A 24,577-nucleotide genomic window follows, 5' to 3' on the forward strand; every position below is an offset into this window, starting at 1 on the left:
CTCCTGGTCGCTCGTCGATCGGGCGGATCGAACCCGCGGGGGTTTCCTGCGGTAGGACCAGACTGGTCCAGTTCGATTGCCCCGGTGCGACGCGCATGTTTCGGGCGTGAAACGGCACCGGCACAACGGTGCCGGTGGCACTATCGCCGTACCATCCGGATCTCCGGCAGCCCGAAGAACGGGTCGTCGACCTGGGAACCGTCCTCGACGAACCCGTGGCGGCGATAGAAGGCACGAGCCCGGTGATTGCCCTCGAACACCCACAGGCTGGCCGGCTCCTTGCCGATGGCAACCTCCAGCAACCGGACGCCGAGGCCGGTGCCCCACCAGGCCTTGCGGACGTAGATCGAGAGCAGCTCCAGCGGCGTCGGCGCATCCTCGTCCCGGGACGGTCCTGGTACGGCGAAGCCGATCACCTGCTCCTGCACCGGCAGACCGGTGGCCGGGTTCAGTGCGATCCAGTGGATCCGCCCCGCCCCGATATGCGTGGTCCATCGCTCGATCCGGCGATCGATATCGTTGGTCCGGTCCACCAGCACGTCCGGCTCGACCAATCCGTCGTACGCCTCCCGCCAGCAGAGCAGATGGCACCACGCCGCGGCCTCGGCATCCTCCACCGTGGCCCGACGGATCTCCGGCTGCATTCAGACAGTAAAGACGATCTTGCCGAAGACGTCGCCCTCGTTCATCTTGGCGAAGCCCTTGCGGGCGTCGGCCAGCGGGAGCACCGAGTCGATGTGCGGCGAGATGCCCGCGTTCGCCATGAACTGCACGAGCTCGGCCAGCTCGGCCCGGGTGCCCATGGTCGAGCCCTGCACCCGCAACTGCAGGAAGAAGATCCGGTTCAGCTCGGCGGACTTCGGTGCCTGGCCGCTGGTCGCGCCGGAGATGACCAGGGTGCCGCCTTGCTTCAGCGACTTCAGCGAGTGTGACCAGGTCGCCTGGCCGACCGTCTCCATCACCGCGTCGACCCGCTCCGGCAGCCGCGCCCCGGACTCGAACGCGTCGTGCGCGCCGATCTCCAGCGCCTTCGCCCGCTTCCCCTCGTCCCGGCTGGTCGCCCAGACCCGGATCCCCGCGGCCCGCGCCAGCGTGATCAAAGAAGTCGCCACCCCACCGCCGGCTCCCTGCACCAGCACGGTGTCACCCGGCTTGAGACCCGACTGGGTGAACAGCATCCGGTACGCCGTCAGCCACGCGGTCGGCAGGCACGCGGCCTGCTCGAAGCTCAGCCCGGCCGGCTTCGGTACGACGTTCCGCGCGGGTACGGCGACCTTCTCGGCCAGCGTCCCCTGGTACCGCTCGCTCAGCAGCGACCGCTTCGGGTCGAGCGTCTCGTCACCCTTCCACGCCGGGTCGGAGATCACCGCGTGCACGACGACCTCGTTACCGTCCGGGTCGATCCCGGCCGCGTCGCAGCCGAGGATCATCGGCAGATTCTGCTCGGCCAGCCCGACACCCTTCAGCGACCACAGGTCGTGGTGGTTGAGCGCAGTCGCCCGTACGTCGATCGTCACCCACCCCTCGGGCACCGTCGGGTCGGGGCGCTCCCCCACCTCCAGTGCGGCGATCGGGTCGTCGGCGGCGAACTTGGCGGCATAGGCAGCAAGCATGCGTACCACCCTAGGGGGTGGTCTGAGCCGAGTCAGTTACCGATTTCACCATGGGTGTGGAAAGCACGCCGTCCAGCAACTGCCGCGACTCCTCGAGCGCCTTGATCGACACGGAGATCCGGTCGCGCTCCTGCTGCAGCTGATCGATCAGCACCGGGCAGGTCGGCTCCAACTTCTCCGTCACGCAGGGCAGCACCTGCGCAATCGTCGACGTCGACAGCCCAGCCGCCAGCAACGTCCGGACCCGCCCCACCAGGTCCACATCGCTCTCGGCGTACTCCCGATACCCGCTCGCCAGTCGCTCCGGCTTCAACAGCCCTTGATCCTCGTAGTACCGCAACAACCGCTCGCTCACCCCGGTCCGGGCGACCATCTCCCGCATCCGCACGCAACCACACCTCCGACTCTGACATCCGTGTCAGAGTTTAGCTTCCGCGCCTCGAGGGCTGGTCAACGAGCCGGTCGTGTGGTTGTATCCGCGAGAATAACGGGCCTGGCCGTAATTCCGAGGAGAACCGATGCGACGTGTCCTGATGATTGCCGGCGTGACTGCCGCCCTGCTGACCGGACAGAGCGTGCCCGCCCCGGCCACGACGACCGCACAGGTCACCGGGGCCTACCTGCAGATCACCGCTGACGGCGTCGCCACCGGCCGGGGTCTCGAGGGCGCGTCACACGCGCACGCGGCACTGTCTGCGATGTACGACGTGACCGGCGACCCGCGGCAGCGCCAGACCGCCGACGAGTTGCTCGACTACATCCTGCAGCGGCGGCCGGGCCACATGAACACCGACATCGCCCTACAACTGTTGCGCAGCCCTTACCTGCAAGGCGATCCGCGGTTGCTCGCCAACCTGGAGACCTACCTGACCGCGCTCCTCGGTCTGTACGCCGCGCAGCCCGACACGGTGTTGCGCAGCGGCGACATCCGCACCTTGACCGGGCGGGCCGAGCTGCTGGTCAACTACGCCGAGCACCTCGAGCAGCGGTCCGGCGACCCGGCCAGGATCCTGTCCGCCGACACCGCGGCTCGGGCCATGCTCGACCGCGTGGCGGCACTGCAGTACACCCGTCAGGAAGCCGTCTCGGCGTTCCACAACGACCGGTACGTCGGCGCCTTCCCGCACTTCATCACCGGTGACGACGGCAACATGGGCAGCTGGGACGTGGAGCACTGGGCGCCGTCGATGCTGTCACTCGACCAGTACGCCGCGGTCCGCGCACTCGCCGTCGGGTACGGCCGGTTCCGCTCCGGCGCCTACAACGACGCGGCCGCGGCCGGAACCCGCCACCTGCTCGGCACCACCGAGATCGATCCGGACCTCATCTACGCCGGCGAACCGGCCGGGTTCCCGCTTGACGGCGCGACGTACGAGATCGGCGAAGAGACCGGCGAGCACCCGTATCTGATCACCTACGGCTGGTCCCCGAACGCGATCGCCCAGATGGGTACGGCGTTGAAGGCGGTCCGCGACAACCGAGTAAAGGTGCCGCACGCGGCTGCCTGGCTGGCGTCGTACTGGCGTGGTACTCCCCCGCGCAGCGTGCTCGCACCGGGACTGTTCTGGCACGGACTGGACGCGAAGATCGAGTACACGCACCGGTTCATCGAGGCCACCCAACTCGCCGTCCCCGCCGACTTCCCGTGGCTCGACCTGGAGCGCACCACGTTCCCCGGAACCGGTGACGACGACATCCGCCGGGGCGGCTGGTACGACGGCTCCGGCCGCGGCGCGATGTCCGCGGTCTACTCCCGGCTGGCGATGACCGGGTACGTCGAGTCCGGCGGCCAGGACGTCGAGATGCTGAACCGAGCCGGCCAGTGGTGGGAGCGCATGGTCGTCCGCGGCTGATCAGGCCCGGGCGACCCCTTCGGCCTCGGCGGCGGTGGCGACTGCGGTGGCGACGGCCGGAGCTACGCGGGCGTCAAACGGCGACGGGATGATGTAGTCGGGACGCAGGTCGGCCTCGGTGATGAGGCCGGCCAGGGCGTCGGCCGCCGCGAGCTTCATGCCCTCGGTGATCCGGGAGGCGTTCGCGTCGAAGGCGCCGCGGAAGATGCCGGGGAACGCGAGCACGTTGTTGATCTGGTTCGGGAAGTCGGAGCGACCGGTCGCGACCACCGCGGCGTGCCGGTGGGCGATGTCCGGGTGCACCTCCGGGTTCGGGTTCGCCAGCGCGAAGATCATCGACCCGTCGGCCATCCGGGAGATCGCCTCCTCGGGCACCGTTCCGCCGGACACGCCGAGGAACACGTCCGCGCCGTCCAGCGCGTCCACCAGCCGGCCGGACAGCCCACCGGTGTTCGTGTCCCGGGCCAGCGAGAGCTTGACCGGGTTCAGGTCGGCGCGGTCCTCGTGCAGCACACCCTTGCTGTCGACAACGGCCAGGTCGCCGACACCTGCCTGCAGAAGGATCCGGGCACACGCGACCCCGGCCGCACCGGCTCCGGAGATCACCACCCGGATGTCCTCGATCGACTTGCCGGTGACCCGGAGCGCGTTCCGCAGCGCGGCCAGTACGACGACCGCCGTACCGTGCTGGTCGTCGTGGAACACCGGGATGTCGAGCCGCTCCTTCAGCCGCCGCTCGATCTCGAAGCACCGCGGTGCCGAGATGTCCTCGAGGTTGATCCCGCCGAAGGTCGGCGCCAGCCGTACGACGGTCTCCACGAACTCGTCCACGTCGGTGCAGTCGAGCGCGATCGGCACCGAGTCGACGCCGCCGAACTCCTTGAACAGCAGGGCTTTGCCCTCCATCACCGGCAGCGACGCGGCCGGGCCGATGTCACCGAGTCCGAGGACGGCGGTCCCATCGGTGACGACCGCGACCACGTTGGACTTCCAGGTGTAGCGCCGTACCAGGGACGGGTCCTCGGCGATCGCCGTACAGACCCGGGCCACACCAGGGGTGTAGGCCTTCGACAGGTCGGCGGCGTCGCGGACGTGAACCGAGGAGGTGACCTCGATCTTGCCGCCGCGGTGCAGCTCGAAGACGGCGTCGCCGGCATACCGGTCGGACTCGGGAACGGCAGCGGCAACGGACGGATGGGGCTGGGCGACCATGCGGGGACCCTTCGGAGAACAGCGAGCAGACGGTTGGTTACAGTGAGTGGGCGGTTCGATCAATGGGTACGTCGGACAGCGCCGCGGCCAGGGGGTCACCCGTCGCACCGAGTAAACCACACACCGCACTGGTCTGCTCTGTGAGGGTCCCCACAACGGCCTTCAGGGCTGCATCCGGGTGACGATGAGGTCTCGGCCGTAGTCAGCAGCCGACACGTGGCTGGTTGCTGTGTCAGGATGCGGCATCCGGACCGGTACCGACCGGTTCGGCGTACCAGTTCCAGTGTCGAGAGGTATCGCGATGAACATCGTCTCCACCCTCCGCAAGAGTCGCGTCCGCGTCACCGTGGCCGCGACCGCCGTACTCGCGCTCACGCTCGCAGCCTGTGGCAGCGGCGACTCGGACTCGGGCAGCGGTGGAACCGAGGACAAGGCCGCCGCGGCCGGGATCACCCTGGTGAAGCCCGGCAAGCTGATGGTCTGCACCCACCTGCCCTACAAGCCGTTCCAGTACAAGGACGGCGCCGACGTGGTCGGCTTCGACGTGGATCTCCTCGACCTGGTCGCCAAGGACCTCGGCCTGGAGCAGGAAGTCGTCAACATCGAGTGGGCCCAGGTCACCTCCGGCGCCGCGTTCCAGGCGAAGAAGTGCGACATGGGCATGGGCGCGATGACGATCACGCCGGAGCGGCAGGCCGCGATCAGCATCACCGAGCCGTACATGGACGCCACCCAGGTGCTGATGGTCAAGAAGGACTCCGGCATCAAGAGCCTGGCGGACCTGAAGGGCAAGAAGATCGGCGCCCAGGCGGACACCACCGGCAAGAAGTACGCCGATGACAACGCCGCGGCCAACGGCTACACGGTGATCCCGTTCAACGACCTGGCGATCCAGACCAACAACGTCAAGTCCGGCCGGGTCGATGCCGCCATCAACGACAACGGCGTGCTCTACGACTTCGTCAAGGCGAACCCGGAGATGGAGATCGCCACCGAGTTCAACACCGGCGAGCAGTACGGCTTCGCCGCGCTCAAGGACGGCAGCGGCCCGAAGCTGGTGGCCAAGTTCAACGAACTGCTGACCAAGGCCAAGTCCGACGGCCAGTACAACGAGATCTACAAGAAGTGGTTCGGGGTTGAGCCGAAGAAGTGAGTGCGCCCACCGAACCCGACATCGTTGAGCGGAAGGGGCTGAGCCCGCGGCAGCGGGCTCAGCGCTCCCGCTGGATCCAGTACGCGATCCTCATCGTCCTGGTCCTGCTCGCCGCGTTCACCGCGGACTGGGGCCAGATCGTCGAGGTCTTCTTCAAGCCGGAGTTCATCAAGGCCTCCTTCGAGGACGGACTGCTCCAGGCTCTGGTCAAGACGCTGGAGTACACCGCCGGCGCGTTCGTGATCGGCCTGGTCGGCGGCACCGTCCTGGCGCTGATGCGGCTGAGCAGCGTCGGGCCGTACCGCTGGCTCGCGACCGCCTACATCGAGTTCTTCCGCGGCCTGCCGGCCATCGTGGTGTTCATCGCGTTCAGCCTGCTGCCGCTGGCCTTCGAGGGTCTGACGATTCCGTGGGACCCCTACGGCGTCGTCTGGCTGGCGCTGGGCATCGTCGCCTCGGCGTACATGGCCGAGGTCATCCGGGCCGGAATCCAGGCCGTCCCGAAGGGTCAGGTCGAGGCGGCCCGCTCGCTCGGGATGCCGGCCGGTCTGGCCACCCGCAAGATCGTGCTGCCGCAGGCGTTCCGGATCGTGCTGCCACCGTTGACCAACGACCTGATCCTGCTGGTCAAGGACTCCTCGCTGGTGTTCATCATCGGCGTCAGCGCGGACGCGTACGAGCTGACCGGATTCGGCCGGGACCTGGCGAACACCTACTCCAACCTGACCCCTCTGGTCACGGCGGGCTTCTGCTACCTGATCATCACGCTGCCGCTGGGCCTCCTGGTCCGACGGCTCGAGGCGAAGGCTGCGAGGGCGTACTGATGGCTCTGGTCGAGATCAAGAACCTGCACAAGTCCTTCGGCAGCAACCACGTCCTGCGCGGGATCGACTTCACCGTCGAGCAGGGCGAGGTCGTCTGCGTCATCGGCCCGTCCGGGTCGGGCAAGTCGACGCTGCTGCGCTGCGTCAACCTGCTCGAGCAGCCGCAGGAAGGACAGGTGATCGTCCGCGGTGAGGACATCACCGACCGGGACTGCCACCTGGACGCGGCCCGGCAGCAGATCGGCATGGTGTTCCAGCAGTTCAACCTGTTCCCGCACCTGACGGTCCTGCAGAACTGCACAGTCGCGCAGACGACCGTGCTGAAGCGCAAATCGTCCGAGGCGGCCCGGGTCGCCCGGGCCAACCTCGAACGCGTCGGCCTGACCGAGAAGGTGACCGCCTATCCGGCCCAGCTGTCCGGCGGTCAGCAGCAGCGGGTGGCGATCGCCCGGGCACTGTCGATGGACCCGGCACTGATGCTGTTCGACGAGCCGACGTCGGCACTCGACCCGGAGCTCGTCGGCGAGGTGCTCACGGTGATGCGCAAGCTGGCGCTGGACGGGATGACCATGCTCGTGGTCACCCACGAGATGGCGTTCGCCCGCGAGGTGGCCGACCGGGTCGCGTTCATGGACGGCGGTGTCATCGTCGAGCAGGGTCCGCCGGCCGAGCTGATCGGCAACCCCGCCCACGAACGCACCCGCACCTTCCTGCGCCGCGTCCTCGACCCCACCCACGTCGAGCCGACCGGCTGAGTTCCACCGCCTGGGCCCGGCCTTGTCCACAAGGCCGGGCCCTTCGCCGTGCATTGCGGGCTGACAGCGTGGAAGATGTACGGCGTGGTGGGGCGATCACCCGCCGAACACGAGGGAGGCAGTGTGGGAAGCACCGGACGATCCGCCGAGGTCCGTCTGAGCATTCCGGCGGACAGTGCGTACATCGCCGTACCGCGGTCGGTGGTCGGCAACCTGGCGGCTCGCAACGACTTCACCGTGGACGCGATCGACGATCTGCGGATCGCCGTCGACGAGGCGTGCGCGCTGCTCCTCCCGCAGGCGTCCGACGGCGTGCTGGACTGCGTCTTCGAGATCGACCCGCCACAGCTGACGGTGCGGACCAGCGCCGTCGTACCGAACGGCTGGCGTCCCGACACCTCGTCGTTCGGCTGGACCGTGCTGACCGCACTGGTCGAGTCCGCGGCCGCGGAGACGATCGACGGCCGGCTCACCATCACCGTGACGGCAACCGCCACCGCCGCGGAGAAGGCGTGACTGAGGAACGAACCCTGGGCGAGCCCCAGGAAACACCCGATCTACGGACCCGGACGGCCGACCTGTTCCGGGCGATGGCGGCCGCCGGTCCGGGAGAGCCAGGCCATATCGGGGCCCGGGACGGCCTGGTCTCGCTGCACATGCCGCTGGTGGAGCACCTGGCCCGCCGGTTCCGGAACCGGGGCGAGCCGTACGACGACCTGGTCCAGGTGGCCACCATCGGCCTGATCAAGGCGATCGACCGGTTCGACTCCGACCGCGGGGTCGAGTTCTCCACGTACGCGACGCCGACGATCCTGGGCGAGATCAAGCGGTACTTCCGGGACAAGGGCTGGGCCATCCGGGTGCCGCGGCGGCTGCAGGAGCTACGGCTCTCGCTGACCGCGGCGACGGCCGAGCTGACCCAGGAGCTGGGCCGGGCACCAACGGTCGCCGAGCTGTCCGATCGACTGGGGTTGTCGCCGGATCTGGTGATCGAGGGACTGGAGTCCGCGAACGCGTACAACACGTTGTCGCTGGACGCACCGGATCAGAACGAGGCGGACGCCACCACGGTCCTGGACGGCCTCGGAGGCGAGGACGAGGCGCTGGAGAGCGTCGAGTACCGGGAGTCCCTGAAACCGCTCCTGGCGCAGCTGGACACCCGGGAGAAGCGGATCCTGACGCTGCGGTTCTTCCGCGGCATGACGCAGTCCCAGATCGCCGACGAGATCGGCATCTCCCAGATGCACGTCTCCCGGCTGCTGGCCCGCACCCTCACCGAACTGAGAGCCGGCCTGCTCAAGGAGTGACTACAGGACGGGGCGGTCCTTGGTCGGGTCGTCCGCAAGGGCCTCGGTGGACGCCTTCTGGAAGATGCCGACCAGTACGCCGACCGCGGCCAGGGCGAGTGCGACCGAGACGGCCTTGGTGGAGCCGCCCCAGAAGCTGTAGGCGACCAGGAGCTGGATCAGCTGGGCGAACACGGCAGGTCCACGGCTCCACGTCGACGCGCGGGACAGGCCACGGGCGACGATCCCGAGGCCCACGCCGTACAGGACGAAGAAGGCGGAGGTGGTCAGTCCGAGGACCAGCCGGGAGCTTTGGATCGTAAATGCTTCGGCAATTCCGAGAACGACCAGCACGAGCCCTTCCGCAGCGACCACAGCCGCGGCTAGCTTGAGCGGTCTCGGTACGGCGGCAGCTGGGGGGTCGGTCGGCATGTCCGTCAGCTTAGGGCGTGTCTCCTGAGCCCGTGCAGTGTGATCTGCGCGGGGTGAGGAGACACTCTCTGGGTGCTCCGTGCCGGACGTGATTCGGGCGCGCGGGTCGACCACCCTGCTCTTCCTGCGTTCCCGCACGGGCCGCAGGAACCCCAGCCCCACAGGGATTTGAGGTTGTGCGTAACCCGAAGGCGGTTAGATCGGTTACTTGCAGTGAACGGGTGATCGCGGGAACGAGTCTCTGTCCGGTTAACGGACGGGGCGAACCGCTGGGCACCGGTTCGTAGTGTTAAGGAAGTGTTGTGATCGGATCGACAACTCCAGAACCCTTGTTTCACCCAGCCGAGATTGGGAACATGGTCTCGTTCGTGAAAACGTTCACAACACGTCTTAGGATCGAACACCTCGCACCACACGCCTCGTGTGCGAGCTGAACCACGAGTAAAGCCGCGCTGCCTGGGCACAGACCAAGCTCACAGCGTACGACAACTACTGAGAGAGATGGGATCCGCCATGGATTGGCGCCACCGGGCCGTTTGCCTCGATGAGGACCCGGAACTGTTCTTCCCCATCGGCAACACCGGGCCCGCGATCATGCAGATCGAGGAGGCCAAGCAGGTGTGCCGTCGCTGCGACGTGCGTGAGCAGTGCCTCGCGTGGGCGCTGGAAGCCGGTCAGGACCATGGGGTCTGGGGCGGACTGAGTGAGGACGAGCGCCGCGCCCTCAAGCGCCGTAACGCTCGCGCCCGCATCCGCACCGCCTGAGCTAGAACTTTCGAGGCCCCGCGGACCTACCCCGCGGGGCCTTTCGCTTCCCCGCACCCCCTCGGTTGGCTGACCCACGAGAGGGGCGCGCTAGTCCTTGACGGGGATGTCGAGGGTGACCTGGGCGCCGTGCTCGCCGTCGTGGCGTGGTCCGAACTCCAGGGTGCCGTCGAGTTCGCCGATGACGAGGGTGCGGACGATGGACAGGCCTAGGTTGCCGGACAGTTCGGAGTCGAAGTTCGCCGGCAGGCCGTGCCCGTCGTCGACGACGGTGACGTGCAGCCGGCCGACCGACCGCTCGGCGGACAGCTCGATCGTCCCGCTGGCCTCTTCCCCGTCCCGGGACCGGAACGCGTGCTCCACCGAGTTCTGCATCAGCTCCGTCAGCACCATCGCCAGCGGGGTCGCGATCTCGGAGTCCAGTACGCCGAAGCTGCCGGAGCGCTTGGTCTCGACCGACGTGGCGACCGTCGACACATCGGCCACCATCGCCCCGACCCGGTCGGCGACGTCGTCGAAGTCCACGTGCTCGTCGAACGACTCCGACAGCGTCTCGTGCACGATCGCGATCGACCCGACCCGCCGGACCGCCTCGGCCAGTGCGGCCTGGGCTTCCGGCACGGTGATCCGCCGGCCCTGCATCCGGAGTAACGCGGCGACGGTCTGCAAGTTGTTCTTGACGCGATGATGAATTTCCCGGATGGTCGCCTCTTTGGTGACCAGCTCCCGCTCCCGGCTGCGCAGCTCCGTCACGTCCCGGAGCAGGATGAGTGCCCCCACGTGCTGGCCGTCGGCGCGCAGCGGGATCGCGCGCAGGAACAGCGTCGCCTCCGGGTTCTCGATCTCGAACTCCTTGGCCGCCCGCCCGGTCAGCACCGACGCCAGGACGTCGTCGACCTTGTGCCCGCTGTGCAGCAGCTCACCGGTGACGTCCTTCAGCCGGCTCCCGACCAGGTCGGTGACGAGCCCCATCCGGCGGTACGCCGACAACGCGTTCGGGCTGGCGAACGTCACCATCCCGTGCCGATCGACGCGGATACACCCGTCACCCACGCGTGGGGTGGTGGACAGCAGCCGCTCCCCGCCGTACGGGAAGATGCCGTCGGTGATCATCCGGGCCAGGTCCGTCGCGCTCTGCAGGTAAGCGATCTCCAGCCGGGACGGCGTCCGGACGCCGAGCAGGTTGGTGTTCCGCGCGATCACCGCGATCACCCGGGTGCCGCGCCGTACCGGGATCGTCTCGACCCGGACCGGGACGTCGTCGCGCCACTCCGGGTCACCCTCCCGGCAGATCCGGCCGCCGTCGTAGGCCTGGTCCAGCAGGTGCCGGCGACCGCGCGGGATGAAGCTGCCGACGATGTCGTCCAGGTACGCCGTGGGTCCGGTGGTGGGCCGCATCTGCGCCCCGGCCCAGAAGCCGAGGCCTTCGGTGTCCGGCAGCCAGAGCACCAGGTCGGCGAACGACAGGTCGGCCAGCATCTGCCAGTCCGAGACGAGCAGCTGCAGGCGGTCCAGGTCGGCCTGGTCCAGGGTCGTGTGGTTCCGCGCCACGTCGCTCAAAGACGGCACAGCCTGAGCCTACCGGCGTGGCCCCGGGTCCTCGGCTACCAGTACCACCACTGGTCCGGCTTGATAGAAGGGCCCGGATGGGTGTTGATTGAGCAGGCACGGATGAAAGGATGCTCGGGTGGAGTCGACGTACTGGCAGGACGTGATGGCCGCGGATTACGCGGTACCGGGCGACCGTGCGCTGACCGACCTCACCGAGGAACTCGTCCGCGGCCTCGCCAGTACCAACCCGCAGGTCCGCGACGCGCTCGCGTATCCGACGCTCGCGACCTGGCTGGAGCGCGGGGTGTACGACGACCTGCTGCCGGGCTTCGGTGACGGCCTGTGCGCCGGACTCGCCTACGGGCTGGGTGAGGACGGCACCGACACCGTCTTCCGCCGCTCCTTCACCGCGCTGACGCTGGCGGAGGTGATCCACCGCGACAACGCCGAGTTCCTGGTGCACGACGAAGTGGTGATGCGCTGGGGTGACCGGCTGGCCACCTGGCTGCTGCGGGAGCGCGACCTGCGGGGGTATGTGCCGGACTGCGGCTGGGCGCACGCAGTGGCCCATGGCGCGGACGCGATCGGCGCTCTGGCCCGGTCACGGCACTGCGACGCCGGGGTGCTTCGGGCGCTGCTCGACGTACTGGCCGACCGGATCGTGAAGGACACGCAGTACCGCTGGGTGCACGAGGAGCACGACCGGGTCGCGCACGCGGTGATGACGATCCTGCACCGGAACATGCTGACCAGCGACGAGCTGGAGCGCTGGCTGAAGCCGGTCGCGGCCACCGCGGCCCAGCAGCCGTTGATGCACGAGACGCTGCCGGAGTGGCCGACTCCCTCGGTCTTCAACGCCCGCGGCGTACTGCATGTCCTGCTGAGCCAGCTGGCGATCGGGGTGAAGGGCTTCCCCATCCCGGGAGACGACGAGCTGTTCGGCCGACCGATCGAGGCTCGTGCGGACATGCTGCTGATGCTCACCGAGGCCGTGCAGGCCTCCCAGCCGTACATCTACCGCCCGGCCGCTACTCCGTCCTAGGCTAGCCAGTCTTGGGCAGGGCGACTGTGGCCACGACGGCCCGGTGATCGCTGCCCTTGATCGCGTACGTCGTGAACCTGCCCGGCTCGAGCTGCCGGGTGATCAGCACGTGGTCGATCTGGGTCCGTGTCACCGCCGGCCGATCCGACGGCCAGGTGCCGACCAGCCCGGAGCCGGTCAACGACGCCACACTGCGGCAATTCGAACCGAGAGCATGCCGGAAGTCGGCGTGGTCCGTGGTCGCGTTGAAGTCGCCCGCCACGATCGTCGGCGGATTCTGGGCGCACCACAGCCGGAGCACCCCGAGATCCTGTTTCCAGGTGGTCACCTCGGACGGCAGCGGCGGAAACCCGTGATACGCGATCAGCCGCACCTCCCCCAGGTTCCCGCCGGTGACGATGATGTGTCCGAAGGTCGTCGCGGACTGGTCCTCGGCGAACCGCACCGCGCCGAGTGACGACGACACCAGGACGCTGGTCGCACTCTCCACCGCCGCACTCGGTTGCAGCGTGTAACCGTTGTAGACAAGGCCTTGCAGCTGCGCCCGGATCTCCTCACGTACGTCGGCCTGTGCCTCCGGCAACGAAACCAGGTCTGGCCTACGCTCACGGATCACCTTGGCCACCGCACCCGCGTCGGCCCCACCGCCGAGCACGTTCGCGACCATGATCGTCAGCACCCGCGACCCGGCCGACGGCGGCTTCGCATCCGAGAACTGCCGGGGTGCGGTCAGCGCCGCGCCGGTCAGCGCCAGCACCATCACCAGAACGGCGGCGATCCGCCATCCGCGCCGTACCGGCATCAGAATCCCCAGCACCAGGAGGACGACCAGTCCCTGCGGGCGAAACGCCACGAGTTGCGCGAACGGGGTGACCTCGTCCAGTCCGAACAGCTCCGGATACAGGGGAACGGCAACGATCAGCAGGAACAGGACGGACAGGACGACCCGCCGGACCAACCATGCGCGTTCGTTATCCATGAACCACCCTGAAGATCTAGTCCGGTGTCCGGTCGAACGGTAGCGTGCTCCGTTGCGCCTGTGTCCCGAGGAGGTTTGCAGTGTCCCGATTGTCCGCGGTCAAACCCGCGTACTGGATCTCCGGCGTCCTGCTGGCGGTCGCGGTCGTCGTACCGCTCCTGGTGTCCACCTACGCCAAGGACGAGCCCCGGCTGTGGGGCTTCCCGTTCTTCTACTGGTACCAGCTCCTGTGGGTCTTCCTCTCCGCGGGCCTGGTCAGCATCTGCTACCGGCTGGTGATCACCGAGGAACGTAAGCGGCGAGCGGCAGCAGGGCTCGGAAACCCGGACAAGCCGGGTACGGCCAAGGAGGGCGACCAGTGAACCACAGCGTCGACTGGGTCCAGCTGATCATCGTCATCGTCATCTTCGGCGCCGTCACCGTGATGGGCTTCATGGCGGCCCGATGGCGCAACACCGGCAACCTGGAGAGCCTGGACGAGTGGGGTCTGGGCGGCCGCGGGTTCGGCACCTTCATCACCTGGTTCCTGCTCGGTGGCGACCTCTACACCGCGTACACGTTCATCGCCGTACCGGCCGCAATGTACGCCACCGGCGCGATCAGCGGCTTCTTCGCGGTGCCGTACACGATCGTGGTCTATCCGATCATCTTCATCTTCATGTCCCGGCTGTGGTCGGTCTCGCACCGCAACGGCTACGTGACCCCGGCCGACTTCGTCGGCGGGCGGTACGGCAGTCGCGCCCTTTCACTCGCGGTCGCGGTGACCGGCATCCTGGCGACGATGCCCTACATCGCCTTGCAGCTGGTCGGTATGCAGGCCGTGTTCGAGACGATGGGTCTCGGCGGCGACAACCTGCTGGCCAAGGACCTGCCGCTGCTGATCGCGTTCGCGGTGCTGGCGGCGTACACCTACTCCTCCGGCCTGCGGGCGCCGGCGATGATCGCGTTCGTCAAGGACGGTCTGATCTACCTGGTGATCGCGGTGGCGATCTTCTACCTGCCCGGCGTGCTGGGCGGCTGGGGCTCGATCTTCGACGCCGCGGAGGCCAAGCTCACTGCGACGAACCCGGCCACCGGGAAGCCGGTCGGCGCGTTCATCCCGGGTGAGTCGGGTTTCTCGGCGTACTGGACGCTGGCGCTCGGTTCGGCGATGGCGCTGTTCATGTACCCGCACTCGGTGACCGCGGTGCTGTCGACCAAGAACCGCAACATCGTCCGGCGGAACGCCGCGATCCTGCCGGCGTACTCGCTGCTGCTCGGCCTGCTCGCGTTGCTCGGCTTCATGGCGATCAAGGCCAATGTGAACACCACCGGCCTGGACGGGCTGGCGAACCCGCAGCTGGCGATCCCGCGGCTGTTCGACCAGGAGTTCCCGTCCTGGTTCGCCGGGATCGCGTTCGCGGCGATCGCGGTCGGCGCGCTGGTGCCGGCGGCAATCATGTCGATCGCGGCGGCGAACCTGTTCACCCGCAACATCTACCGCGACTTCCTCAACCGCGACGCCACCCCGGCCCAGGAGGCGAAGGTCTCCAAGCTGGCGTCGCTGGCGGTGAAGCTGGGTGCGCTGGCGTTCGTGCTCGTGCTGGACAAGACGCTCGCGCTGAACTTCCAGCTGCTGGGCGGGATCTGGATCCTGCAGACCTTCCCGGCGATCGTGGTCGGCCTCTACACCAGGTGGTTCCACCGCTGGGCGCTGCTGGCCGGGTGGGCGGTCGCGATGTTGTTCGGCACCATCGAGGCCTACAACGTGATCAACCCGGCGACGAAGAAACACTTCGGCGGCTCGCTGGCCAACGTCCCGTTCACCGACACCCAGTCCTACATCGCGCTGACGGCGTTCGGGCTCAACCTGATCCTGGTCGTCGTGCTGACGCTGGTGTTCCGGGCGTTGAAGGTGCCGGACGGCGTGGACAACACGCACCCGTCGGACTACCGGGCCGACCAGGGTGACCCGGGTGTGAAGGACCTGCCCGAGCTCCTCGACGAGGGCGGCGCCTCGCCGGCCAAGTCCTAGGTGGTTGACGGCGGCCCCTTTCGCCAGTGGCGCGAGGGGCCGCCATCACTCTTTGCTGTTATGTCGACACGCTGCGGGCTCAGCTTGCCCGGGATTCCGGTGCGGGCGCGGCAGAATCGCGAGGGTGTTGCTGGTCCTCCTCGTTATGGTGCTCGCCGCGGGTGTGGCCTGGGTGACCGGTGGACGCTTCACCCGGCTGGCCGACAACTCCCTGACCGGTGTGCATTGGCTGGCGGCCGCGGCGATCGGGCAGTTCCTCGGCTCGCTCACCGGAGGTACGGCGTACGCGGTCGGCCTGATCGGATCCGCGGTCTGCATCGCGGTCTTCCTCCGCCAGAACCTCCGCCATCCCGGTGTCGGCCTGCTTGCATTGGGTTTCCTCTGCAACGCCTTGGTGGTCGCACTGAACGGCGCAATGCCGGTCGCCACTGACGCCCTGGCCCGCGCCGGCGTAGGGCCCTTCGTCAGCGATCCGCGCCACGAACTGTCCGACGCGACAACCACGTTGCCTTGGCTCGGCGACGTCGTACCAGTGGCCCTCCCCGGCCTCGGACAGGCGGTCAGCCCGGGTGATGTGCTGATCGCCGCCGGCGCGGGTCTCCTGCTGTACGCCGGAATGGGCGGATCGCACCGTATACCGGCCGAAACTGCGCCGGTGTGGGACGAACTGGAGCCCTGCGAGGGAACGCCCGCACTGCTTCGGCTAAAAGTCGAAGCCTCGGCCGATCACCCTCCTGAGTGACTCGACCACGACCGGGTCGTACTCCGCGCCGATGCCCAGACCGATCGACTCCATCGCCTTGCCCGGCGACTGTCCGGTCCCCTCGCCGACCAGTTGCTCGTAGGCCAGCGCGACGTTGACGATCCCGCTCTCCAGCGGGATGTCGGCGTTGTTGGCCCGGCCGTGCCGGTACGGATCGTTCGAGTGCCGGACGATCTCGGCGACGTGATCCAGGACGCCGGACCGTTCGATGACCGAGGCACCGATCTCCGCCGCCCGCTGCCGCTCCTCCCGGGTCCGCAGCAGCGAAGCCCCACCAGGACTGGGATCCGCCAACGCCAACTGGCCGACTCCCGACAGAAGAGCTGCGTACTCCAGTGCCTCCATCCGCGGCGGCGCCAGCCCAAGGTCGTGGCCCAGGGCAACCGCCAGCTGAGCCGTCCGGGCGTTCTGCCCAGGACTGCTGAAGCCCGCGATCTCCGTACTGCGGGCCATCGACCGAACCGTGGTCCGATACGTCCGTTGCGCCGAAGCGAACCGCCGGAACGCGAACTGCGTCAACAACAACGGCACCACGACCAGGGGCGGCGCCCAGAGGCCGAGCAACGCCGTACCGCAGGCGAGCAGGATGCCGCTGATCCCCATCGCCAAGCCGATGCGGCCCATCACCAAGAGCTCGTCGCGCAGCGCCGCCGGGAACGGCCGGTTGTGGCGTTCGGTGGCTTGTCCGGCGCCGATCAGCGCGTCACTGATCCCCGCGCTCAGGACCGCCAGAAGCATGGCGCCGGCCAGCCAGAGCGCGTCCTGCCACCGACCGGTCCAGTCGAGGTCACTGGGCACCAGCGCGGCGAAAACCGCGGCAGCACAGGCGACCGAGATCCCCCGTCGGGAGGACACGACGATGTCCCACCCCAGTCCGGCGATCGCGCGCGGCAGCAGACCCGCCACGGTCGCGACCGCGGTCACCGCCACGATCTGCGCGACATCCGGCGGAAACTCCACCGAGGGTCCGCGCAGCATCGCGTAGCCGAGCGCCGCGCTGGTTGCGATCGGCGCCCGGTTGCGGATCCGGTCGACCCGGAACTGCACCATCTCGCCGATCGCGATCAGCGCGCCGAAGGTCAGGGCGTACGACCACTCGGTCATGCCCTCTCGCGCGGTCAGGATGATCGCGATGAACGCCAGCGCCACACCGGCAGCCACGATGATGACACCACTGCCCATCCGGCGCAGTTCGAGGCCTTCCGTCATATTTCCGGCCATCAGTCGGGTCCTGCCGCGTTGCCGGTCGCGCCGCCGCCGCTGCCGAGGCTGAGGTCGTCGTGGTCGATCGTCACCACCACGGAACCGTCCGGTGCCGGCTGGTCGACGGTCTTCCAGCCGTGCCGCCGGATGACCTCGACGTAGGCGTCCACGAGGTTCGGATCGAAGTGGGTGTAACGGTCCTGGATCAGGATCTGCAGAGTCTCTTCGACACCCCGGGCGGGACGGTAGGACCGCGTCGACGTCAGGCAGTCGAACGCGTCCACGATGCCGATGATCCGGGCGAAGTACGGGATGTTCTCACCGCTGAGGCCGGCCGGATAGCCGCTGCCGTCGTACTTCTCGTGGTGGTGCAGGACCGCGGACTTGACCTCTTCGAGAAAAGGGATGTTGCCGATCAGCTCCACCCCGCGGGCCGGATGGAGCCGGATCGCGTCCATCTCGGAGTCGTCCAGCCGGCCGGGCTTCTGGATAATGCTGGTCGGCACCCCGACCTTGCCGACGTCGTGCAGCAGCCCGGCATGCTCGAGCGCGCTCTGCCGGTCGTCGGTCAGCTCCAGGTGCCGGCCGAGCATCCCGACACCCTCACTGACTCGCTCGGAGTGACCCCGCGTGTACAGATCCTTGGTCTCGATGACTTGGATGAACGCCCGCATGGTCGCCGCCTGCGCCCGCCGCTCGGCCTCGTACTGCGAGAGTGCCCACCGGCTGACGTAGAGCGGGACGAAGATGAGGAGGATGGACAGGAAGCCCAGGCCGGACAGCCAGGCGACCGCGAGCAGCAGGCCGAGCAGCCCGTAGCCGAGCAGGGGCGGCGACGTCGGCAAGGCGACCTTGCGGAGGAAGGTGGCCGGGGTCGGATCACCCGGTTCGAGCGAGAGCACCACGCACAGCAACAACGCATTCACGACCAGCCAGGTCGCGTTCGCCGCCGTAGTGGTCCAGATCGCATCCCATGGATGTGACAGCACTGCGTCGCCTGTCGGCCCACCGGCGAAGTGGAACACCATCCCTCCGGCCGCCGCGCAGATCACCGACTGAGCACCGTTGAAGACCTTCTTGACCAAGGGATGACGCCGATCCTGTGACAGGGCACCGACGGCGCCGACCAGGATCGCGGATCCCACACCGGACAACAGATAGAGCGCAATGACGAGTACGTAGTCGAGTGACGTCCTGTAGACCTGTCCCACCCTCGGCCGGAGGACGGTTCCGGCCAGCATGAGCAGGCCCAGGCAGATGGTGGGCGCGTCAATCCGCGCGTGTGCCACGGCAAGTCCGAGAATGACAACAGCAAGGGTGGTCGTCGTGACAACCACCAGCCGAAGCAGCACCCGCCGGTTCACGCGCGCAACGCTACCCGGACGGACGTCCCCGGACTACCAGTCCCAGCCGTCGGCGAGCATGTCGCACCTCCGTTCAGCGGTCGCAGTCTTGGGGCCTGCCTGAGGCAGCAGGGCACAGGGGGGCAGACAGCACTTCGCTGACTGATCAATATTTTGCTCATATGCGCTGCGCCGAAACACTGTAAGCCAGACCGTGACCCGCCGCACGAAGTGAAGACCCGCGCATGGTATGAGAGACTGTGACTCTTTGCAGTTGTTTCAAGGAGGCTTAGGAATGGGCAAGACCGGCCGCAAGCGCCGCGCACGCAAGAAGAAGGGCGCAAACCACGGTAAGCGCCCCAACGCCTGACTCAGGCGGCTACAGACAGCGAGGACCCCGGCCAAAGCCGGGGTCTTTGCAATTTGGTTACGGGTGGGTTCAGACCACCATTCCCAGAGGTCTTGTATTCGGAGCGTCCGCACCCGAATACCGATTGCAATGTTCAAACGATCGTTGGGCTTTCACCGATGTGATCTGCGGCACTCCGCCTACCGTTGCCAAACCGGTCCAGTCGCTGCTGTGGATAGCGACAGCGCGCAATCGGCCGGGCCTCCTAGAGTTAGCTCCGACGTCCGGCACCGACCGTAGCCGAGCAGGACCCAACGCGTGAGGGAGGTGGGTGGGGTGGCGACCGAGAGCCTCAGCGAACTGCTGCGCAGGTACCGGACCCGAGCCGGGCTCACCCAGGCATCCCTTGCCGACAAGGCCGGTCTGAGCGAGCAGGCGATCAGCGTTCTCGAGCGCGGCACCCGGAGTCGTCCGCGGGTCGACACCGTGCGCGCGCTGACCGCGGCCCTCGGCCTGACCGCCGACGAGACCGCGGAGTTCATGACTGTGGCCCGCGGCAAGGGTCGCAAGCGCCAGGCACCTGCCCCCGACGCCGAAGCGGCCGACTCCCTGCCGATGCCGTGGCAGCTGCCGCCGGCCGCACCGGACTTCACCGGTCGGGCCGCGCAGATCGAGGCGATCCTGTCGGTGCTCCGGGTTCCGGCCAACCCGCGCAACGGCACGGTCGGTCTGGTCGCGGTGACCGGCATGGGTGGGATCGGCAAGACCGCGCTCGCGGTTCAGGCCGCCCACAAGCTGGTGGACAGCTACCCCGACGGCCATCTGTATCTCAACCTCCGCGGGTACGGTCCCGGCCGGCCGATGACCACCGCCGAGGCCCTGCGTCAGTTGCTTCGTTCGCTCGGGCTGGACCTGCGGCTGATCCCCGATGGTGTCGAGGAGGCAGCGGCCCTGCTGCGATCACAGTTGGCCGGCCGCCGGGTGCTCGTGCTGCTCGACAACGCGACCGACGTACGGCAGGTCCTGCCGCTGCTTCCGGGCAGTCCGGGGTCGGCCGTGATCATCACCAGCCGAGGGGCGATGGCGACGCTGCCCGGGGCGCGGCAGATCAGGCTCGATGCGTTGTCGGAGACGGAGTCGGTCGAGCTGCTGTCCGGAGTCGTCGGCGCGGACCGGGTCGCGGCCGAGCCCGATGCGGCCGAGAGCCTCACCCTGCTGATCGGCCGGCTGCCGCTGGCGGTCCGCTTGATCGGTGCCCGGCTGGCCGCCCGGCCGACCTGGCCGATCCAGCACCTGGTCGACCTACTTCGCGACGAGGGCCGGCGACTCGACGGCCTCGGCTCCGACGAAACCGGCGTACGGGCGAGCATCGCCAGCTCCGTGCAGTTCCTGCAGACCAGCGAGCGCAGCCTCGATCGGGAGGCCGCGCAGGCCCTGCCGATGCTGAGCGTCCCGGACGGATCGGACCTGGTCACCGCCATCGCCGCCCACCTGCTCGACATCCCGGTCCAGCGGGCCGATGCCATCCTGGAACGCCTCGTCGACCTGAACCTGCTGGACTCGGTCGCCCCCGAGCGTTACCGCTTCCACGACCTCATCCGCACCTACAGCCGTGAGCTCGCCGACCAGACCCTCACCTCGGTCGAGCGCGATGCCGGAATCGAACGCGTCCTGCGCTTCTATACCGGTTTCGCCTGGGCGTGCCAGAAGCTCACCCATTCAGCCAGTCCGCGACTGTCCCTCGCGGTCACTTCGGTCGGTCCCGTTCCGGCGTTGGGTCGCGCGGCGTCGGCAGTGGGCTGGCTCGACGACGAGCAGCGCAATCTGATGGACCGGTTCCACCAGGCCGCCGCGACTTCGCTGGCCGGGTCCGCGCTGTTCCCGGAGCTGGCGCTCGCGATGTTCGGCTACCACGAGTCCCGATCGCGCTGGGTGGAGATGCGCGAGCTATGCCTGGTGGGTGTGGCGGTCGCGCAGAAGCTCGACCTGCGCCTGATGGCTGCCTGGCTCGAGCACGACAGCGCGATCCCCGAGGTGGAGAACGGAAGTCTCGAAGCGGCCGTGGCCCATCTCTTCAGTGCCCTCGACATGTTCCGTGAGCTGTCCGACGATCCCGGGCAGGCCCGCTGCTGTTCATCGCTCACCCACGTCCTGGGCCGGCTCGACCGACTGGACGAGGCCTTGCAGTTCGGGACCGAAGCACTGCGGCTCAGCCAGGAGCTGGGCTACAAGACCGTGGAGGGTGTTTCGTTCATCGCGCTCGGCGGTCTCTACGACCGCAAGGGCGACGCCGCCCGCGCTGACGAGGCGTTCGAGCGCGGCATCCAGTTGGCCCGGGAGCTGGGCGACGCCCGGTCACTGTCCAAGCGGTACCTGAACATCGGCTTCTCCCACCTGCTGGTCGGCCGGCTGGAGGATGCGAAAGCGCCGCTCTACAACAGTCTCAAGGTCGCCGAAGACGCCGGGAACGACGATCTCACCACCCAAAGCCTGCATTGCCTGGCCGCCGTCTTCGCCAGCCAGGGCGAGCACAAGAGGGCGCAGGAATACCTGGAAAGAGCGCTGGCACTGGCCCGGCAGCTCGGCAACAGACTGCGCGAAGGCTGCTTTCTTCTCGAGCTCGCCAAGTTCAGCGCCGATGTCGGAGATTCCACCGCCGCGATCGACCACCTGAACGCCGCGATCGCCGTTCTGCAGGGCATATCACCGCACTTCGAAGCCGCCGCCCGCGAGCTGCGCGCACTGGTCCAGCGAGGCGACCGCTACACGTATGTCTTCGACGATTCCGGCGTCGGGTAAAGCGAATTCAGCCGGCGTTCAGTCGGTGGTCGTGATGGTGGTTTCGACCTGGATTTGGGTCAGCCGGAGGAGGATTTTCTGCCGGAGTGCGTCGGGCGCGTGATCGGAGCCGCAGGAGCGGTGAACCAGTTTCTTGACGCAGCGCTCCAGGTCGTATTCGTCCAGGCACGGGGCGCACTCTTCCAGGTGCTGCCGGATCTCCTCGGTGCTGGCGCCCTCGAGTTCGTTGTCGATGAAGACGTACACACGCTGCAGGATCTCGCTGCAGTCGACGTCGTGGTGCTCGCCGCAGCTCACGACTCCTCCTCGGTTCCGGTCTCGTCGGACGGGATCAGGCCCCGGTCGCGCGCGTAGTCGCCCAGCAGGTCACGCAACTGGCGGCGGCCACGGTGCAACCGCGACATCACGGTGCCGACCGGCGTCCCCATGATGTCGGCGATCTCCTTGTAGGCAAAGCCCTCGACGTCGGCCAGGTAGACGGCCAGCCGGAAGTCCTCCGGGATCGCCTGCAGGGCTTCCTTGACGTCGGAATCGGGCAGATGCTCGAGTGCGACCGCCTCGGCCGACTTCAGGCCGCCGGGAGTGTGCGACTCGGCAGCGGTCAGCTGCCAGTCCTCGATCTCCTCGGTCGGCGACTGCGTCGGCTGGCGCTGCCGCTTGCGGTATCCGTTGATGAAGGTGTTCGTCAGGATCCGGTACAGCCACGCCTTCAGGTTGGTGCCCGGCGTGAACTGGTGGAACGAGCTGTACGCCTTGGCGAAGGTGTCCTGGACCAGGTCCTCGGCGTCCGACGGATTACGGGTCATCCGCATCGCCGCGGCGTACATCTGGTCGAGGAAAGGCAGCGCCTCGCGCTCGAAGCGCGCGGTCCGCTGCTCGGGTGTCTCAGTCGTGGTGGGAGTCGGCATCGTGATCGAGAATACCGGGGTCTTCCCCGAGGTCCGCGCCGGAGCCTCACTCGTCGCCATCATGCCTGCCACAACACGCCCGGGCGCGGGGGCATTCCCGCTCAGACCGCGGCCATCAGCCCCTGACCACTATCCGGACACCTCGCGGCTGACCCATTCGAACACGGCTTCGACCAGGACGTCGTACGCCTCCTGCTGGGTCAGCTCCGCCCGCTTAGGCACCTTGAACGCGTGCTCGGCCTCCGGTACGACGGCCATCTCGGTGAGCGGCGGGAATTCCTCGGGCGTCCCGAACGGGTCCCGCTCCCCCTGCACCACCAGCGTCGGCAGCCCCGCTCCCTGCAGCTCGTCGACCCGGGACTTCTCCGGTTTGCCCGGTGCATGCAGCGGAAAAGCCAGCGCCAGTACGCCGGACGCACCCAGGCTGCTCGCGGTCCGGCAGGCCACCCGGGCGCCGGCGCTACGGCCGCCGATCACCAGCGGCGTGCGGATCCGGAGCTGGCCGATGATCGCGATCCAGGCCTCGTCGAGGATCTTCGGTCCGGGTGCGAGTTTCTTGCCGGCATGGCGCCAGGGCTGCTCGATCAGGAACACGTTGATGTCCTGTTTCGGCAACCTCGCGGCCAGCGCGGCCAGGTCACCCGACTCGATCCCGCCCCCGGCACCATGACCGAGGGCCAGCGTCGCTACCGGCCGCCGGGCCCGATGCGCCACGATCCGGGCGTCCCCGTGCGGCGTCCCCACTATCCGTTCGTCGGTCACCGCCCCATCCTGTCATCACCCGAGCACGGATCGGCGGTGTGCGCGCGGTGCGTCAGAAGAGAGTGGTCTCCTCCGGCTCCTCCGGCTTGTCGATCGGGTCGACGCCGTCCGGAGGAAGCGGATCGATCAGGTGGGGTCCGTTGTTCTTCACCGAGCTGACCGCCTTCGAGACGGCGTACGCCTCCAGCCGGCCGGGCGCGGCCGGCACCAGCAGGTCGAGGAGGTCGTCGGGGTCGGAGCTCAGCGGGTCGAGCCAGGCGTCGTACCGCTCGCGCTCGACCAGCAACGGCATCCGGTCGTGGATGCGGCCGAGGTCATCGGTGGCCGTGGTGGTCAGGACCGTGCAGGTCCACAGCCAGGCCTCGTCCTGGTCCGGGTCCTCGACCGACTTGTCCCGCCAGATCTCGTACAGCCCGGCCATCGCGAGGACGCCACCGTCGGCGGGGCGGATGAAGTACGGCTGCTTGACCGGCTTGCCGTTCACCTTCTGCTCGGACTTGTACCACTCGTAGTACCCGTCGGCCGGCAGGATGCAGCGCCGGGTCGCGAACGCCTTCTTGAACGCCGGCTTCTCCGCGACCGTCTCCATCCGCGCGTTGATCAGCCGGCTTCCGATCGAGGTGTCCTTCGCCCACGACGGCACCAGCCCCCACTTGACCGTCGTCAGCTTGCGGATCGTCTCGTCCGGCACCTCACGGTTCTTCCGCTCGACCACCGCGATCACCGAGTCGGTCGGCGCGACGTTGTAGTTGTCCGGCAACTCCTGCACGGACTCGCGCACATTCCCCGACTCGATCTCGAACTCGACGACGAGATCGGAGGGGTCCCGGCTGGACGCATATCGACCGCACATGGGAGACAGCCTAGTCAGCCCCGCCGACAGTGACGATGCGACGAGCGGCGGCGGATTGCCCACCCCGTGATGGGCAATCCGCCGCCGGCCTGATGCGTCCGGGCGCCCCCCTGTTGGC

26 protein-coding genes are annotated in these 24,577 nt (G+C 68.1%); 13 read left to right on the forward strand and 13 right to left on the reverse strand.

Annotation, left to right across the window (positions count from 1 at the left end; translation table 11 throughout):
* Positions 1 to 140: 140 nt before the first annotated feature.
* From EV652_RS05460 to EV652_RS05470, 3 genes are read right to left on the reverse strand one after another with little or no spacing between them, the layout of a single operon-like run.
* The gene (locus EV652_RS05460) at positions 141 to 644 is read right to left on the reverse strand and encodes a GNAT family N-acetyltransferase (RefSeq protein ID WP_132207890.1); all 504 of its coding nucleotides are present in this window, start codon (positions 642 to 644) and stop codon (positions 141 to 143) included.
* Positions 645 to 1,613 (reverse strand): zinc-binding dehydrogenase, encoded by a 969-nt coding sequence (locus tag EV652_RS05465; RefSeq protein ID WP_132207891.1) that lies wholly within the window; start codon positions 1,611 to 1,613, stop codon positions 645 to 647. It abuts the gene before it with no gap.
* Between the two features lie 10 nt (positions 1,614 to 1,623).
* Positions 1,624 to 1,995: a MerR family transcriptional regulator gene (locus EV652_RS05470; RefSeq protein WP_242001641.1), complete on the reverse strand. Its 372-nt coding sequence runs from the start codon at positions 1,993 to 1,995 to the stop codon at positions 1,624 to 1,626.
* A 136-nt stretch (positions 1,996 to 2,131) separates the two neighbouring features.
* Between EV652_RS05470 and EV652_RS05475 the strand changes: the two genes are divergently transcribed.
* The gene (locus EV652_RS05475; protein WP_132207893.1) at positions 2,132 to 3,466 is read left to right on the forward strand and encodes a hypothetical protein; all 1,335 of its coding nucleotides are present in this window, start codon (positions 2,132 to 2,134) and stop codon (positions 3,464 to 3,466) included.
* Here EV652_RS05475 and EV652_RS05480 read toward each other — a convergent pair whose 3' ends face one another.
* A complete protein-coding gene (locus tag EV652_RS05480) occupies positions 3,467 to 4,678 on the reverse strand; it encodes an NAD(P)-dependent malic enzyme (protein WP_132207894.1) in 1,212 nt (403 codons plus the stop codon).
* Between the two features lie 301 nt (positions 4,679 to 4,979).
* On the opposite strand from EV652_RS05480, the gene EV652_RS05485 reads away from it, so the two are divergent.
* The 5 genes from EV652_RS05485 (at position 4,980) to EV652_RS05505 (ending at position 8,717) form a co-directional block, all read left to right on the forward strand.
* The gene (locus EV652_RS05485; RefSeq protein ID WP_132207895.1) at positions 4,980 to 5,831 is read left to right on the forward strand and encodes a transporter substrate-binding domain-containing protein; all 852 of its coding nucleotides are present in this window, start codon (positions 4,980 to 4,982) and stop codon (positions 5,829 to 5,831) included.
* Entirely contained in the window at positions 5,828 to 6,655 is an 828-nt protein-coding gene (locus EV652_RS05490; RefSeq protein ID WP_132207896.1) for an amino acid ABC transporter permease, read from the forward strand. The genes EV652_RS05485 and EV652_RS05490 overlap by 4 nt, the downstream gene beginning before the upstream one ends.
* Positions 6,655 to 7,410: an amino acid ABC transporter ATP-binding protein gene (locus EV652_RS05495; protein ID WP_132207897.1), complete on the forward strand. Its 756-nt coding sequence runs from the start codon at positions 6,655 to 6,657 to the stop codon at positions 7,408 to 7,410. The genes EV652_RS05490 and EV652_RS05495 overlap by 1 nt, the downstream gene beginning before the upstream one ends.
* Positions 7,411 to 7,533: 123 nt before the next feature.
* Positions 7,534 to 7,926 carry an ATP-binding protein gene (locus EV652_RS05500; protein ID WP_132207898.1) on the forward strand — a complete coding sequence of 131 codons (393 nt, stop codon included), beginning with the start codon at positions 7,534 to 7,536 and terminating at the stop codon, positions 7,924 to 7,926.
* Positions 7,923 to 8,717, forward strand: coding sequence for an RNA polymerase sigma factor SigF (locus EV652_RS05505; protein WP_132207899.1), 795 nt, complete (start codon positions 7,923 to 7,925; stop codon positions 8,715 to 8,717). The genes EV652_RS05500 and EV652_RS05505 overlap by 4 nt, the downstream gene beginning before the upstream one ends.
* On the opposite strand, the gene EV652_RS05510 is transcribed toward EV652_RS05505, so the two are convergent.
* The gene (locus EV652_RS05510; RefSeq protein ID WP_132207900.1) at positions 8,718 to 9,128 is read right to left on the reverse strand and encodes a hypothetical protein; all 411 of its coding nucleotides are present in this window, start codon (positions 9,126 to 9,128) and stop codon (positions 8,718 to 8,720) included.
* 513 nt (positions 9,129 to 9,641) lie between these two features.
* On the opposite strand from EV652_RS05510, the gene EV652_RS05515 reads away from it, so the two are divergent.
* Positions 9,642 to 9,893, forward strand: coding sequence for a WhiB family transcriptional regulator (locus tag EV652_RS05515; RefSeq protein WP_012922773.1), 252 nt, complete (start codon positions 9,642 to 9,644; stop codon positions 9,891 to 9,893).
* Positions 9,894 to 9,983: 90 nt separating this feature from the next.
* Here the strand turns inward: EV652_RS05515 and EV652_RS05520 are convergent, their stop codons facing one another.
* Positions 9,984 to 11,462 carry a sensor histidine kinase gene (locus EV652_RS05520; protein ID WP_132207901.1) on the reverse strand — a complete coding sequence of 493 codons (1,479 nt, stop codon included), beginning with the start codon at positions 11,460 to 11,462 and terminating at the stop codon, positions 9,984 to 9,986.
* A gap of 118 nt (positions 11,463 to 11,580) precedes the next feature.
* Between EV652_RS05520 and EV652_RS05525 the strand changes: the two genes are divergently transcribed.
* Complete coding sequence (locus tag EV652_RS05525; protein ID WP_132207902.1) at positions 11,581 to 12,486, forward strand: DUF2785 domain-containing protein; 906 nt, start codon at positions 11,581 to 11,583, stop codon at positions 12,484 to 12,486.
* Between the two features lies 1 nt (position 12,487).
* On the opposite strand, the gene EV652_RS05530 is transcribed toward EV652_RS05525, so the two are convergent.
* Positions 12,488 to 13,465 carry an endonuclease/exonuclease/phosphatase family protein gene (locus EV652_RS05530; RefSeq protein ID WP_132207903.1) on the reverse strand — a complete coding sequence of 326 codons (978 nt, stop codon included), beginning with the start codon at positions 13,463 to 13,465 and terminating at the stop codon, positions 12,488 to 12,490.
* 80 nt (positions 13,466 to 13,545) lie between these two features.
* Here EV652_RS05530 and EV652_RS05535 point away from each other — a divergent pair, with 80 nt between their 5' ends.
* From EV652_RS05535 to EV652_RS05545, 3 genes are all read left to right on the forward strand, one after another.
* Complete coding sequence (locus EV652_RS05535; protein WP_132207904.1) at positions 13,546 to 13,827, forward strand: DUF3311 domain-containing protein; 282 nt, start codon at positions 13,546 to 13,548, stop codon at positions 13,825 to 13,827.
* Complete coding sequence (gene mctP / locus EV652_RS05540; RefSeq protein WP_132207905.1) at positions 13,824 to 15,479, forward strand: monocarboxylate uptake permease MctP; 1,656 nt, start codon at positions 13,824 to 13,826, stop codon at positions 15,477 to 15,479. The genes EV652_RS05535 and mctP overlap by 4 nt, the downstream gene beginning before the upstream one ends.
* A gap of 124 nt (positions 15,480 to 15,603) precedes the next feature.
* Entirely contained in the window at positions 15,604 to 16,221 is a 618-nt protein-coding gene (locus EV652_RS05545) for a DUF5317 domain-containing protein (RefSeq protein ID WP_242001582.1), read from the forward strand.
* Here EV652_RS05545 and EV652_RS05550 read toward each other — a convergent pair.
* The gene (locus tag EV652_RS05550; RefSeq protein ID WP_242001583.1) at positions 16,183 to 17,463 is read right to left on the reverse strand and encodes an HD-GYP domain-containing protein; all 1,281 of its coding nucleotides are present in this window, start codon (positions 17,461 to 17,463) and stop codon (positions 16,183 to 16,185) included. The two genes, EV652_RS05545 and EV652_RS05550, sit on opposite strands and share 39 nt — an antisense overlap.
* Positions 17,463 to 18,809 (reverse strand): HD-GYP domain-containing protein, encoded by a 1,347-nt coding sequence (locus EV652_RS05555; RefSeq protein WP_242001584.1) that lies wholly within the window; start codon positions 18,807 to 18,809, stop codon positions 17,463 to 17,465. Before EV652_RS05555 ends, EV652_RS05550 begins: the two co-directional genes overlap by 1 nt.
* A gap of 274 nt (positions 18,810 to 19,083) precedes the next feature.
* On the opposite strand from EV652_RS05555, the gene EV652_RS46360 reads away from it, so the two are divergent.
* The gene (locus EV652_RS46360) at positions 19,084 to 19,158 is read left to right on the forward strand and encodes a 50S ribosomal protein bL37 (RefSeq protein ID WP_369759046.1); all 75 of its coding nucleotides are present in this window, start codon (positions 19,084 to 19,086) and stop codon (positions 19,156 to 19,158) included.
* A gap of 315 nt (positions 19,159 to 19,473) precedes the next feature.
* Positions 19,474 to 21,936, forward strand: coding sequence for a tetratricopeptide repeat protein (locus EV652_RS05560; protein WP_132207906.1), 2,463 nt, complete (start codon positions 19,474 to 19,476; stop codon positions 21,934 to 21,936).
* A gap of 18 nt (positions 21,937 to 21,954) precedes the next feature.
* Here the strand turns inward: EV652_RS05560 and rsrA are convergent, their stop codons facing one another.
* The 4 genes from rsrA to EV652_RS05580 all read right to left on the reverse strand — a co-directional run bounded on the left by rsrA (position 21,955) and on the right by EV652_RS05580 (position 24,459).
* Positions 21,955 to 22,233 carry a mycothiol system anti-sigma-R factor gene (rsrA, locus tag EV652_RS05565; RefSeq protein WP_132207907.1) on the reverse strand — a complete coding sequence of 93 codons (279 nt, stop codon included), beginning with the start codon at positions 22,231 to 22,233 and terminating at the stop codon, positions 21,955 to 21,957.
* Positions 22,230 to 22,844, reverse strand: a complete 615-nt coding sequence (locus EV652_RS05570) for a sigma-70 family RNA polymerase sigma factor (RefSeq protein ID WP_132207908.1) — start codon at positions 22,842 to 22,844, stop codon at positions 22,230 to 22,232. The genes rsrA and EV652_RS05570 overlap by 4 nt, the downstream gene beginning before the upstream one ends.
* A gap of 129 nt (positions 22,845 to 22,973) precedes the next feature.
* Complete coding sequence (locus EV652_RS05575; RefSeq protein WP_132207909.1) at positions 22,974 to 23,606, reverse strand: alpha/beta hydrolase family protein; 633 nt, start codon at positions 23,604 to 23,606, stop codon at positions 22,974 to 22,976.
* 52 nt (positions 23,607 to 23,658) lie between these two features.
* On the reverse strand, positions 23,659 to 24,459 hold the full coding sequence (locus tag EV652_RS05580) for an SOS response-associated peptidase (RefSeq protein ID WP_132207910.1): 801 nt from the start codon (positions 24,457 to 24,459) through the stop codon (positions 23,659 to 23,661).
* Positions 24,460 to 24,577 lie beyond the last annotated feature (118 nt).

The sequence above is a fragment of the Kribbella steppae genome (assembly GCF_004342025.1).
GTDB lineage: Bacteria > Actinomycetota > Actinomycetes > Propionibacteriales > Kribbellaceae > Kribbella > Kribbella steppae.

What these genes read in the sequence shown, in the direction of transcription:
- EV652_RS05460 (WP_132207890.1), bottom strand. Translation starts at nt 644, where the DNA reads ATGCAGCCGGAGATCCGTCGGGCCACGGTGGAGGATGCCGAGGCCGCG.
- EV652_RS05465 (WP_132207891.1), bottom strand. Translation starts at nt 1,613, where the DNA reads ATGCTTGCTGCCTATGCCGCCAAGTTCGCCGCCGACGACCCGATCGCC.
- EV652_RS05470 (WP_242001641.1), bottom strand. Translation starts at nt 1,995, where the DNA reads ATGCGGGAGATGGTCGCCCGGACCGGGGTGAGCGAGCGGTTGTTGCGG.
- EV652_RS05475 (WP_132207893.1), top strand. Translation starts at nt 2,132, where the DNA reads ATGCGACGTGTCCTGATGATTGCCGGCGTGACTGCCGCCCTGCTGACC.
- EV652_RS05480 (WP_132207894.1), bottom strand. Translation starts at nt 4,678, where the DNA reads ATGGTCGCCCAGCCCCATCCGTCCGTTGCCGCTGCCGTTCCCGAGTCC.
- EV652_RS05485 (WP_132207895.1), top strand. Translation starts at nt 4,980, where the DNA reads ATGAACATCGTCTCCACCCTCCGCAAGAGTCGCGTCCGCGTCACCGTG.
- EV652_RS05495 (WP_132207897.1), top strand. Translation starts at nt 6,655, where the DNA reads ATGGCTCTGGTCGAGATCAAGAACCTGCACAAGTCCTTCGGCAGCAAC.
- EV652_RS05510 (WP_132207900.1), bottom strand. Translation starts at nt 9,128, where the DNA reads ATGCCGACCGACCCCCCAGCTGCCGCCGTACCGAGACCGCTCAAGCTA.
- EV652_RS05515 (WP_012922773.1), top strand. Translation starts at nt 9,642, where the DNA reads ATGGATTGGCGCCACCGGGCCGTTTGCCTCGATGAGGACCCGGAACTG.
- EV652_RS05530 (WP_132207903.1), bottom strand. Translation starts at nt 13,465, where the DNA reads ATGGATAACGAACGCGCATGGTTGGTCCGGCGGGTCGTCCTGTCCGTC.
- EV652_RS05550 (WP_242001583.1), bottom strand. Translation starts at nt 17,463, where the DNA reads ATGGCCGGAAATATGACGGAAGGCCTCGAACTGCGCCGGATGGGCAGT.
- EV652_RS05570 (WP_132207908.1), bottom strand. Translation starts at nt 22,844, where the DNA reads ATGCCGACTCCCACCACGACTGAGACACCCGAGCAGCGGACCGCGCGC.
- EV652_RS05580 (WP_132207910.1), bottom strand. Translation starts at nt 24,459, where the DNA reads ATGTGCGGTCGATATGCGTCCAGCCGGGACCCCTCCGATCTCGTCGTC.